A 13,154-nucleotide genomic window follows, 5' to 3' on the forward strand; every position below is an offset into this window, starting at 1 on the left:
TAAATAAATTTAACTACTTTTTTTGAGTTCATACAACAAACTAAAATAAGCCAAGCGACCAATTTTTGGTCCACCATAAGTTTGATATGATTTTTGATTGAGTACATTGGATGCACCAAGTTTGAATGTAGTATTTAATTTTTTACTAAACCAATTGACTTGTGCGTCGGTCATATTGTAACTGGGAATAATTCCTGTAAACTGAGGAGAACCTTCAAACACAAATGAATCAATCCATTTATAATTAATGTTAAATCCCAAATTTTTTATTCCAAAAAATTCAAAATCCCGACCACTAATTCCAATATTGAATTTATGCTCAGGCGTGTTGAAAGCAGGAATAATAGGATCACTGGTATTTGTATTTAAAACATTCCAGGAATAATTTCCTTTGAGTACATATTTCGTTTTGAAAAAATAATTCAACCCGATCGAAAATCCCTGAGTTGTTACCTGATCCTGTGCATTTGAACTAACACGATAAGCCTGAACGGAAGTAGGTAATGCTGAACCCTGAGGTATAAACGCGTTGATACCAATCTGATATCCTATAAAATCTTTGTAGCGACTAAAATAATAACCCAGATCTGCAAATAATACATTAAACAAAGTAGTCCTGTAACCTATCTCAATGGTTTTTACTTGTTCCGGGCGGATAGGTGCTATATTAAAATATTCTAAAGTATCTTTTAATCCTGTGTTTAGAAAATCGACGAAAGAATTCAAAGTAATTAAATTATCATAACCGCTAATATTACCAAGTAAAATGGCTCGTCCGACATTGTAATGCAAATATTGATCTGTTAAAGTTGGGTTACGAATTGCAGATGAAAAAGAAACCCTTAAATAATCCTTTTTATTGGGCTGATATACTATAGAAGCAGCAGGTGAAACTAAATAATTAAAATTCTCATGTTTATCTAAACGGGCAGTAACATTTAAGCGCATTTTGTTTTGCCATACGCCTAAACTAGGCCCAACATAAACACCCCATTCATAAGTATTAATACTGGTATTCCCAGTGTCTAACAGAATGGATCCTTTGGAATTTGGAATATAATTTCTTCCACTTGCACCAACTGTTATATCAAAGTCTGTTATTCTATCACCAGAATAGAGATCGCTAAAAATATATTCACCTTGTGCATGAATTAATGCAGATCTATCATAAAATCGGGTACCATCTTCTGAATATGCTATTCTAGATGTAATGTCATTAAATTGAGTTTTGAAAGCATCACTACCTGGTTCTAAGAAATCATTAGTACCTAATCTATTATTTCCAATATTTGCCTGATTTTGAGCTAAAATATGCCAGGCTGTCAAAGAATCATGTAAATTGGTAAGAAATGAATTTAATGCAAGCTTAAAATCATTGGGCCTCCCTATATAATCAAAAATTTTGGGATAACCTTCTTTAACAACAATTTTAGGTACTATATTTAGTGTCCAATAATTACTATAAGCAGTAACCCAATTAAAATTATTACTTGCACTTTGTTGCAGTTTAATTGCTGTAAAATATGGATCGAATGAATCTCCCGAATTTTCATGGGTCCCATAAAGTCTAAAAAAGTATTTATCCTTTTTAAGGACTTCTATTCGATGTTGGTAAAATTTAATATTCTTTAAACTATATCTGTTATCACCTTGATAAACAGTAGACCCACCACCAAAACCAGATGACAAAATAAGTTCAGGAGAATCATATATTTTGCGAGGATTTAATCTCCAATGTAAGGCTAAACAGGCTTTAATGTTATAAGAATTATAATCCACTAAATCTTTCTCCTGATATCCTTTTCTATGGAACACACCCAATCCAGGATACGTCGTTAACGCATTTCTATAATCAAAATCTGTTTGGTATTCGTCTCCATATACATTAACTGCATCATATCCTCCCGGATTAGTAATTGGTGAAAAAGAATTATATACAGCCTCATGATTATCCGCTTGCCAGTCATCGGCTCGCATAAAACTCATGTTCAATTTGTATGCAAAAAAGTCCTGATTCTTTTTATTTTTAAAAACATCCGCATGCCTCAAGGCATAATCTATTAACCTCCGTTCACCAACTTTTAATGAAACACTCTGACCTACATGAATGAATGGATTCTTAGTCTCCATGCTAATGACCCCATTAAATGCATTGGGACCATAAAAAGCTGAACTGGCACCAACTATAAGGTCCACTTTTTTAACATCTAATTCAGAACAACCTAAAAAATTACCTAACGAAAAATTTAATCCCGGAGATTGGTTATCCACCCCATCAATAATTTGAAGAGAACGAACCGGACTTGTACTATTAAACCCGCGGGTATTAATTACTGTAAATCCTAAACTAGCTGTTGTAAGGTCTACATCTTTTAATGATCCAAGCCCATCATAAAAATTAGCTGAAGGCGTTTCTTTGATAGCAATGAGATCCATAGATTCAACCGTTAAAGGGGATGATTTTTGTTTATCAGAAATTCGTTGGCCAGTAACTTCAACTACTTCTATTTGTATGGATTCCTCTTCCAATACATAATCCACCGATTTATTGGGGGTTGAATAACTCACTATTTTTGTTCCATATCCACTGTATCGAAATTCCAGATCCAAAGGCAAAACCTGGGTTGTTTTAAAGATAAATGCACCTTCATAATCTGTTATAGTGCCCACATTGGTTCCTTTAATAATTACTGTGGCGCCAATTAATGGATCCCCCGTTTTAGCATCTTTTAGCACCCCTTTAACATTAACTTGAGCACTAATGATTTCCAACCCATTGATTAACACCAAAATAAATATAATAGACTTACACAATGTATTGTAATTCATCTTCGTTTTGTTTGACTCTAATTGAAAAAATCTTTGGATTTTAATGCAATATAAAGGTTCTCTAAGAATTCATAATAAAAATTATTTGAATTCTTAATGATTTGGCAATAGCCCTTTTTTGGTTTTAAAAAGAAAACATACACATAAAATTTGGGGATGACTTTATCTTCGACTGTTTCTTAAATGAATGTAAAGTCCTAATTTATACAATTGAAATAAAAATAATCGTGGATGACTCGAGCACAATTGTTTTGATATTTGAATTTGCATATTATTCAAAATAGAACCAACAAATTGATGGCATCCCCATTTTTTCAGAATCCCATATAGTTTTTCAATTCCGGTATCTAATACAATTCCTTTGACATTTAATTCAACCAGATTCTCAATAGCCCATTTTGTTTTCGATAAAAATACTGAATTCTTTTCAAGTCCTTGATGTATAATTGGATTATCTATATGTAACATTTTTATGTTATGCTTCGACAATTGATTTGCCCATAATGTATCTTCAAATCCATATGTGACAATAGATTCATCAAATGGTAATTGCAGCATTATATTTCTTGGAACCAAAAAATTATTGGAATGAAAATTCACATAAGGAACTTTATTTCTATCTAATGCAGATTTTGATTCTTTATACGTTCCATAGGTCCAGTGTAATTCACAATCAGCGACTTTCAATTGAGGATAAATTCTTCCTCCAGACACTACCGTATCCTTTAACAAATAAGGCAAATAATTCAATATAAAATCCTCATCTAATAACTTGCCATCACAATCTAAAAAAAGAAGAAAATCGAATTTTGATGCTCTCGCTAAGAAGTTGCGAATTGCTGATCGACCAATATTTTTTGGCAGTACGATATATTGAACACCTTCCATGTGATTCAATGGATCATTTTGTATTAAATATTGAACATTAGAACCATCATCTACAAAAATAATTTCAAAGCTAACATTGGCTTTATGACATGACACCAATAGATCCTTTGCTAAATCTATTACTTCATAATTATAGATGGGAATTAGTATCGAAATCATGATCAAATGTATTTTAATTTTTTCGAAACCAGCCATAATAATAATTCCAAGCTTAAATTTTTGTATAATTCAAAATCAACAAACAAAACGATCTTGATTTAATTATCATTCAACATAAACCCTTATAATTTTTATGTTTAACAAAAGACTGAGCCATTGAATCTTTGTCTTCCCTTTGAAATGTTATAAAAGGCAACCTTCGGTCCAAAATTGTGTTATATCTTCGTCTACTCAATCCAAAAAATGACTGCAATTACTCACTTGTCGGAAATCATAAATCAAGAAAAAGATCCCATACTGGTTCAAATTGCTGAAAAAGTGAATCAACAAAAACGAATTTCAAATGCAGAAGGTCTCTATTTGTTCCAACATGCTTCATTATCCTATCTCGGTATTTTAGCCAACTATATTAAAGAGCAAAAACACGGTAAAAAGGTCTATTTTAATCGTAATTTTCACATTGAGCCAACTAATATCTGCATATATAGTTGTAGCTTTTGTTCCTATTCCAGACTTATTAAAAATAAGGCTGATGGTTGGGAATATACCCATGATGAAATCATGAATATCATAAAATCATATGATGATAAGCCAGTTACTGAAGTGCATATAGTAGGAGGAGTGATGCCTCAATATGACTTAAACTTTTACATTTCACTTTTCAAAGCTATAAAACAGCATAGACCAGAGCTTCATTTGAAGGCCTTAACCCCGGTAGAGTTTCATTATATTTTTAAAAAAGCTAAAGTCAGCTATGAAGAAGGAATGAAGCTGATATTAGAATCCGGAGTTGATTCTCTACCAGGTGGTGGCGCTGAAATATTTGACAAAGACATCAGAGATCAAATAGCAGGTGGAAAATGCAGTACGGAGGAATGGTTAAGCATTCATGAAATTTGGCATTCTTTAGAAAAACGTTCCAATGCGACTATGTTATATGGCCACATAGAGACCTTTGAGCACCGGATCCAACATTTGGATTTATTGCGTCAATTACAAGATAAAACTCAAGGATTTCAAACCTTTATTCCTTTGAAATTTAGAAATAAGGACAATGAAATGTCCCATTTAGCAGAAGTTAGTGTCATTGAAGATTTAAGAAACTACGCTATTTCCCGAATATATTTAGATAATTTTGATCATATCAAAGCTTATTGGCCCATGTTAGGTCGAAATCAAGCACAGTTGGCGCTCAATTTCGGGGTAGATGATATGGATGGCACCATAGACGATACCACAAAAATCTATTCAATGGCGGGGTCAGAAGAGCAATCACCCAGTTTAAATACGCTTCAAATAGTTAATCTCATTCGTGAGGTTAATAAAACTCCTATAGAGCGCGATTCTTTATATAATACTTTGAACGATTATACCAACTACACAGAAGAAAACGAAATCAAATATTCTTATTATCAATTACCAATGGCCTAATGACGAAATTTAAGGAACTCTTTATCCTTCGCCATGGAGAAACCAATCAGAATCTCAATGGCATCGTGCAAGGTAGTGGAATTGACTCCGATTTAAATCATTCAGGTTTCGCTCAGGGTGCTGCTTTTTTTGAAAAATATAAACACCATGAATTTGATTTAATCATTGCATCGCAATTAAAAAGATCTTATCAAACCATTAGAAAATTTGAATCAGAGGAAAAAAAAATAATTTTTGATCATCGTATCAATGAAATATGTTGGGGAGAACATGAAGGCAAACAAAGCGAACCTGAACTATTAGAAAAATATTATCGAATTATCAATTCCTGGAAATCCGAAGATTATCACGCTAAAGCTGTAGAAGGTGAAAGCGCGGCAGAATTAATGAGTCGCCTTTTATTGTTCAAATCAGACCTTGAACAAAGAACATTTAATAAAGCTTTAGTATGCACACACGGCAGAACTTTAAGAGCTTTTATATGTCTGTTGAAAAACTGGCCCTTAGCTAAGATGGAGGATGTTTTACACAATAATACAGGATTATATCATTGCGTATACAGAGATCAACAATGGCATATTCATCAGGAAAACGATTTATCACATCTAGCATTATAAGTTATAAATGGTGAAGATTATTGCAGTAGAATATCTAAATACCTTACCGTTTATTCATGGATTAAGGGAAAGCGCTCTTTGGAATCAGATTCAATTAATTACCGGAACTCCACAGGAATGCGCACAAGCTTTAATGAATGAAACGGTTGATATTGCACTCCTTCCCATTGGTGCTATTAGTCAATTCAAGAATCTGTCTTTAATTTCAGATTACTGCATCGGTTGTGATGGACCTGTACGTACTGTGGCTATATATTCTAATAAGGAATTCCGTGAAATAAAATCCATAAAAGAAGATGCATCATCACGAACTTCTAACTTACTGTTATCAACACTTAATCGTATTTTTTGGAAAGAGCAAGCAATAGAAATCATTCCTGCATCAGAATCTTCTATTGAGGCAGATGCCTATTTGATTATTGGCGATCAATCTTTTGTTGCAGAGACTCAATTTAAGCATCAATATGATTTAGGAGAGATTTGGAAAAACTTAACAGGACGTCCATTTACATTTGCTGTGTGGGCCAGTAGATATAAAATAAACAGTGAATTAGAAGAGCGAATCAATCATATCTTCAAATTAAGTATTGAACACATTGAATCATTTATTAAAACTTTGGATTTAAAACAATTTCCACCCAAGTTGGATGCTTATTTTTCAGAACATATATCCTACCATTTTGATCAGGCAAAAAAAGATTCGTTACATTATTTTTGTGAGTTGAATCAAGTGGATCTTTCTTCCATTATAGGGAAGAGTGAGTTGTAATCGAAGCAGGACTAAATTCAGGAGTAAAATTACAAATACATTTTTCATAATATATAGTAATCATAAATTCAAACAAATACAATTTATAAATTTAATTTATTTGTATATTATTGATATACAAAATAATAGATAAAATACAATGTCCAATAAATTTTTTAAACAGAAGCACCCTGAATTTGAAAAAAAATTAGACTTTTGCAGTCCTTAAAAATAGACTTTATTAGTCTATCTTTAGATTTCCAAAATTTAACAGATTAACCTGATGATGAACCAAGACCATGTATCTATATGGAATCGCATACTAGAATTGGTTCAACAATCCGTAGAACAAAAGCATTACAACACTTGGTTTATTCCGATCAGGCCTATACAATTAGATGGCTTAGTGCTAACCCTTGAAGTTCCTAATGAATTTTTCCTGGCACATTTGGAATCCAATTATTTAGACATACTCAAAGATTCATTGCGATCTGTCCTGGGACAAAGGGCTAAAATCGAATACCGAATTTTGGTCGACAATTATAAAAAACCAGGTAGGATAAAAAAAGAACCTCTTAAACAAGAGTCCATTACTTTAGAGACGAACCCGAGTCTCATATCCAATCCATTTGTAATTCCAGGAATTAAAAAAGTCGCATACGACAACCATTTAATGCCTCAATTTACCTTTGATAAGTACATTGAAGGTCATTGTAATAGAGTAGCTAGACAGGCTGGCATACAAATTTCCCAAAGACCGGGCGAATTGTTCAACCCTCTGGTGGTTTATGGAGATGTAGGCTTAGGAAAGACTCATCTAATCCAGGCAATTGGCAACGGGATATTGGAGAAATTCCCAAAATCAAGGATCATCTATCTGAGTTCAGATAAATTTACCAATTTATTCATCCAGGCCATTAGAAACAATTCCATATCTGATTTTTCTAATTTCTTTAATGCCTTGGATGTTCTGATCATTGATGATATCCAGTATTTAGCCGGCAAATCAGGCACCCAGGAGACCTTTTTCCATCTATTCAACCAACTTCATCAAAATAAGAAGCAACTCATCATGAGTTCAGACAGGGCTCCAAAAGATTTGAAGGAAATAGACGAAAGATTAATAAGTCGATTTAAATGGGGCGCCTCATTGGAGCTACTCAGTCCAGATTACGAAACCCTTATGGCCATACTTGATGCAAAACTTGAAGAGAAGGACTTAGAACTAAGTACCAATGTCAAGGAGGTCATTTGTCATAATCTTAAAAGTAGCATTAGGGAGTTAGAGGGCGTTATCGTGAATTTAAAACTTCAAGCTACCCTTTCTGGTCGTCCTATTAGTATAGAACTGGTAAAAGAAGTATTAGCTGGATTTTCGAATAAGGTTAATCAAGAAGTATCCATCGAATCCATCACCAAAATAGTCTCAGACCACTTAAAAGTTCCCGTTAGCAGTATTTTAGGTAAAGCCAGACAACGAAATATTGTTCAAGCTCGACAATTATCCATGTATTTTTCAAAAAAAATGGCCATGAAACCCTTGACCGTAATTGGTCAGGCATTTGGCGGAAAAGACCACAGTACGGTCATTTATTCATGTGATACGGTCGAAAATTTAATGGAAACAGACAAGCTATTTCAAGACTTAGTAAATAAATTAGAAAAGATCATCTCAAAAAGTCTTGGAGTTAAGTAGTTTTTTTATAGTTTTGCGTCTCTTTTTGAAACATGGAGAGGTGGGTGAGTGGCTGAAACCAACGGTTTGCTAAACCGTCGTACTTCGAAAGAGGTACCGAGGGTTCGAATCCCTCCCCCTCCGCTGCACAAGAATAGATTCGGGGCGTAGCGCAGTCCGGTTAGCGCACCTGCTTTGGGAGCAGGGGGTCGAGAGTTCGAATCCCTCCGCCCCGACTTACTGATTATCAAAGAGTTATAATGTAAATTATAGCTCTTTTTTTTTATAAAAAATTTTCGGTGTAAGTATGGTGTAACTATTAGCATCTAAAATCTAAATAAGTTAGCTTTTTTTGAAAATCTCTTTCGATTAGAATTAAGGGGGGCTAATCGGAAAAACTCAAAACTATGATAGGGGCAATTTATAATGGGGCTATGATTCTCAACCAAATTTGAATTGATAATATAATTATTTACTTACATATATATATTAATATATTTTAACTAAAAAAACAATGCAATTCAACCATAATAGATGTAGCATTGATTCTCACTATTATGTGATCCAATAAGGATAGAATTTAATTTTTTGGAACTCGTCCAATCTTACTGCCTTAAAAATATACTAAAAATAAATCATTTATTTGACATTTAGTCTATATATTTTCTACCTTTAACAAAATTTAAACTAAGTAAATTAAAATTATGTCTATTAAAAAAGTTGCACTAGTAATGTATTTATCAGTTTTAATATTATCTTGTAGTAAGGATGATACTTCAAATTCTCAAAAATGTTTGTTTGAGGGTGGCTCTTGGTGCATTGATTCACCAGCTGGAAATGGTTGTTTTCTTGATAAAAGGGAGTTTAGAGAAAATGGTGAATACTATTTTAATGGAGGGCATCTCTATAATTGGAGAAAGAAAAATGGCAGCTGCAATACTGTTGAATTATTAAATACTTTTGGTCTTGGTGTTCAGTTAGAATTGAATATTAACTCAATATCAGGAAATACATCAGGATCAAAAATGACTATAATGCAAGGTGGATCATCCCTTGATTATATTAAACAATGATAAAAAGCATAGAATTATAGATTCAAATTTACAATAATTTCAGGTACCTATTTTGTCTTGTTTTCATGTATAGATAAATATTAAGTATTAATTAGTGACAAACCATTTTCAATTTAAATATCCCACTAATTAAAAAAACAATACAGTTAAAAAACAAAATATTAGTATGCATGTTACAAAATGAAATTCATGAAATAACATTAAGGCTAGAGAAAAAAGCTAGACAGTGTATGTTTGAGAATTGTCAAAATCAAGCTATCTCATCTCATGTCCTTCAAAAAAATGGAATTTTAGCTGAAATGTCTTATAAAAATCATTTAATTGAACTTAAACCCTCTAATTCATTCAAAATAAAGCAAGTAGGACTTTTTGAGTTTAAATCAATTGGGATTAATAATGCATATTCATTTCCAGGATTTTGTGCAATTCATGATTCTTCTATCTTTAAAGCTATTGAATCTAATAAAACCTTAGATTTGAAAAATAAGGAGCATCAATCACTATTTTCATATAGAGGATTATGTCAAGAAATTCGAAGAAAAGAATTTGCATTTGAAAGGTTAACAGAGCTCATAGATAAATTACCACCAAATTTATTAGATCATGTGGTAGCTTTACTTGATGGATACACAGATGGAATAAAGAATCTGACTTATTTTAAAAATGAATTTGAAAAATGTATACAAAATAAGAATTTTAATATTTTCCATTTTGAAACAATCCAGATCCCTAAAATTGAAGTTTGCATATCTGTGCCGCTTAATATTGGCGTAGCGGATATAATTAGTGAAGATGAAACATACGAAGAATTTAAAATGAAAAAGGTTATACCTTTTACAACTTCTTTTATTAACGTGTTTCCAAAGGGAAAATTTACTTATATAATTGCTGGGTATCATAACGATTTCAGCTGCAAATGGACTGACAATTTTATTGTAAAATTAAAAAGAAAAAAGAAAGAGAGAATTTTCAAAGAAATAAGTGATCTAATTACATTAAGACTTGAATTTTGGACAATGTCTCCGATTCTCTTTGATACTATACGCAAGATTGATCTTGAAAAATACAAGGAACTCTACAGGGCAAACATTTACGATCATAGTCTAAAATTGACTACTAAACTTAACCTATTTAAAAACTATACAAACAAAATTTAGTATTTAGAAATAGTAATATTGTCGTATAATCTTAATTTTAGTACATGAAAATGGAATTACTAAAAGTCTTAGATACGTAATTAAACATCTAGTTTAAAGCAATTTAAAATTATTATTACATTAGTTTATTGGATTTAACACCAGAATTTTAAATTACAACAATTTTTTTGGTCCCAATATTTCTTTGATCAATAACAATTGAAATAAAATACATTCCTTTTGGCATTTTAGTTAATTCCAATTGAAATTGTTTATTACTAATTCTATATGGAATGATTTTGAATGTCTGACCAGTTGAATTGGCTAGTCCAAATTCTATAGTTTTAAACTGAATTTCTCCCACATCAATATTAATAACATCCGTCGTTGGATTTGGGAATAATTTAATATCATCTAGCGTATTTATATTATTTGTTGAATTATTACAAGGTAAATTTGGTGGTCCATTTAAATAGCGCAGATTACTACAGCCTCGTTTTAATTCATCACTATAAGACTTACACCATAAATAAGTATTATTTTTATTAAGATTAGGTAATAAGTCATCTGAATTGCCTTTGCCATAATAGAAAATATTGCTAATTCCTTCTCCTAAAATAGAATCTATCCTTATACTACCCCTGCAAAAACTAATACCCCAAACATAATAATTATTAGTTACCAAATCATTATAAATAAGAATAGACTCGCCCGAACCTTTTAAAAGTGAAAGTTTAGTTGGATCTACAATATCATTTGATTCATCAAAAATATGAAAACTTAACTCAACCTTGCAATTATTGCCATCTATAAAAGTAATTAAATAATCGCCAGGCAATAGATCAGTAATTGTAAAAACAGTATCATATCTAAAAGTGTCTTTTGATACTGGACCTCTTAACTGTATAAGATAAGGATACTGGGATTTTGATAATTTTACATTAAAACTTCCATTAGATTGATAACATGTCGATGGCTTGGTACTTGTTTCGATAATTTCAACACCGCCTTTGATTTCAGCCTTAACTTTAATCAATGTGGTACATCCATTTGCATCTATTACACATATATAATAATATCCTTCCATTGAAGTAATTACAAAAGCATCAGGCCCGGGATAGTCTCTTAAAACACTATGGCCAACTTCACTTTCATGTCTATACTGGACTTTATATGGAGCTTTACCACCTGTTATTTTTAGCGTAATAAGCCCTTTATCTCCAGTGACACAATTTATTGGAATTTGGCTTACAGCTATTGCCGTTGGTCCATTTGATGGGATTTCAAATTCATATGTTTTTATACAACCATTATATTCAATAACTACTTTGTAAAAACCACCCATTAGTTTATTTATAGAATACGGAGCTGAACCACCATTGCCAGTCGTGGGACTACCAATAAGCTTTCCATCAGGGCCGTATAAACTAAATTTGGTAAACCGAAATATTGTTGCAGTAAATGCACCATCGCCAGAGCAATTATCTCTAGCGATTGATTCAAGTTGAATCCAAGGCGCACCGTTTTTAACTTCAACATTGTTTTCAACTTTGCAACCTCTAGAATCAGTTATTATTATTTTATAAGTGCCTGCTCTAAGACTACGGATTTTACTTGAAGTTGATGTTACATTTAGTTTTCCACTGTGCCCTTGACCTGAATATTCCACCAGATAAGGTAAAAAAGCACCTGAAGATAAAATATCAATATAGCCATTAATGCCATCACAATCTGCAAACCCAGATGTAAAAACTGGATTTATTGAATTTATTGTATTAATAGTATATGTTGCTGAGAAAGTGCAATTTTTACTATCTCTAATTATAACTGTATAAACTCCAGCTGGAAGTTGAGGGATATCATACTCCATTGTAGAAACAAAAGGATCATTATTATTTTTTGGGCCATACCACTCATATCTGTATGGAGCTGAACCTCCCACAATACTAAAATGCAAATTTCCATTACTAGTATTACAAGAAGCATTAAGGATAGCATTGTTGACTGTAAATGATTTACTTGCTATATTAATTGAGGTATATTTCTCGCAACCATTAATATCAACTATTCTAATATAGTATAGCCCTGGACTTAAATCAGAAATAAATGCACTTGCGACTTTATTGTAATCTTTTCGTATTTCATTTGGTTGATCAGATTTCCTGTAATAAACTGTATAGTCATTGGAAATATTAAAGTTAATTGTAATTGCACCATTTGAAGTACATGTCGCATCCGTTGGAATTACATTGGCATTTAATACGCCTGAATTTAAATTAAAGTAATATTTACCGTAACAGCCACAAGCATCAGAAATTTCAAGTAAATAAGACTTTGCACATAAAGAATCAATGGTAAGACCTGAACCATAAAAGGGTCCATATCTAACAGCCTTTGAACCGATTTCAGTTAAATAGGCATAATACGGTGTGTATAAACCAGAAATTCCAATAATAACTACCCCATCACAAGCATTACAAGAGGGATTAAATCGGTAGGTTTCATGAAATTTGATTTGACTTTTCAATTCAATTGAAAGTAAAAGACCAAGGAAAATAACAAAATATTTCATATTTGGATGTTTATTCAAACAAATAT

The 13,154-nt window shown here is 32.1% G+C and carries 9 protein-coding genes and 2 tRNA genes; 8 read left to right on the forward strand and 3 right to left on the reverse strand.

All coding sequences use genetic code 11. The annotated features are described in order from the left end of the window. Window positions 1-9 precede the first annotated feature (9 nt). Window positions 10-2,829: a TonB-dependent receptor gene (locus IPK88_17750; protein MBK8245276.1), complete on the reverse strand. Its 2,820-nt coding sequence runs from the start codon at window positions 2,827-2,829 to the stop codon at window positions 10-12. A 162-nt stretch (window positions 2,830-2,991) separates the two neighbouring features. Then, window positions 2,992-3,876 (reverse strand): glycosyltransferase, encoded by an 885-nt coding sequence (locus IPK88_17755; protein ID MBK8245277.1) that lies wholly within the window; start codon window positions 3,874-3,876, stop codon window positions 2,992-2,994. 243 nt (window positions 3,877-4,119) lie between these two features. On the opposite strand from IPK88_17755, the gene IPK88_17760 reads away from it, so the two are divergent. From IPK88_17760 to IPK88_17795, 8 genes are all read left to right on the forward strand, one after another. Next, complete coding sequence (locus IPK88_17760) at window positions 4,120-5,307, forward strand: CofH family radical SAM protein (protein ID MBK8245278.1); 1,188 nt, start codon at window positions 4,120-4,122, stop codon at window positions 5,305-5,307. Then, the gene (locus IPK88_17765; protein MBK8245279.1) at window positions 5,307-5,924 is read left to right on the forward strand and encodes a histidine phosphatase family protein; all 618 of its coding nucleotides are present in this window, start codon (window positions 5,307-5,309) and stop codon (window positions 5,922-5,924) included. The genes IPK88_17760 and IPK88_17765 overlap by 1 nt, the downstream gene beginning before the upstream one ends. Window positions 5,925-5,931: 7 nt before the next feature. Beyond that, window positions 5,932-6,693 carry a menaquinone biosynthesis protein gene (locus IPK88_17770; protein MBK8245280.1) on the forward strand — a complete coding sequence of 254 codons (762 nt, stop codon included), beginning with the start codon at window positions 5,932-5,934 and terminating at the stop codon, window positions 6,691-6,693. Between the two features lie 265 nt (window positions 6,694-6,958). Next, a complete protein-coding gene (gene dnaA, locus IPK88_17775) occupies window positions 6,959-8,368 on the forward strand; it encodes a chromosomal replication initiator protein DnaA (protein MBK8245281.1) in 1,410 nt (469 codons plus the stop codon). A 34-nt stretch (window positions 8,369-8,402) separates the two neighbouring features. Then, window positions 8,403-8,491, forward strand: a tRNA-Ser gene (locus tag IPK88_17780). A 17-nt stretch (window positions 8,492-8,508) separates the two neighbouring features. Then, window positions 8,509-8,583, forward strand: a tRNA-Pro gene (locus tag IPK88_17785). Window positions 8,584-9,051: 468 nt separating this feature from the next. Beyond that, window positions 9,052-9,420, forward strand: a complete 369-nt coding sequence (locus IPK88_17790) for a hypothetical protein (GenBank protein MBK8245282.1) — start codon at window positions 9,052-9,054, stop codon at window positions 9,418-9,420. A gap of 170 nt (window positions 9,421-9,590) precedes the next feature. After that, window positions 9,591-10,577, forward strand: a complete 987-nt coding sequence (locus tag IPK88_17795) for a hypothetical protein (GenBank protein ID MBK8245283.1) — start codon at window positions 9,591-9,593, stop codon at window positions 10,575-10,577. Window positions 10,578-10,725: 148 nt separating this feature from the next. Here IPK88_17795 and IPK88_17800 read toward each other — a convergent pair whose 3' ends face one another. Continuing rightward, window positions 10,726-13,128 (reverse strand): T9SS type A sorting domain-containing protein, encoded by a 2,403-nt coding sequence (locus IPK88_17800; GenBank protein ID MBK8245284.1) that lies wholly within the window; start codon window positions 13,126-13,128, stop codon window positions 10,726-10,728. Window positions 13,129-13,154: the final 26 nt, after the last annotated feature.

The organism is Candidatus Defluviibacterium haderslevense (assembly GCA_016712225.1).
Lineage (GTDB): Bacteria > Bacteroidota > Bacteroidia > Chitinophagales > Saprospiraceae > Vicinibacter > Vicinibacter haderslevensis.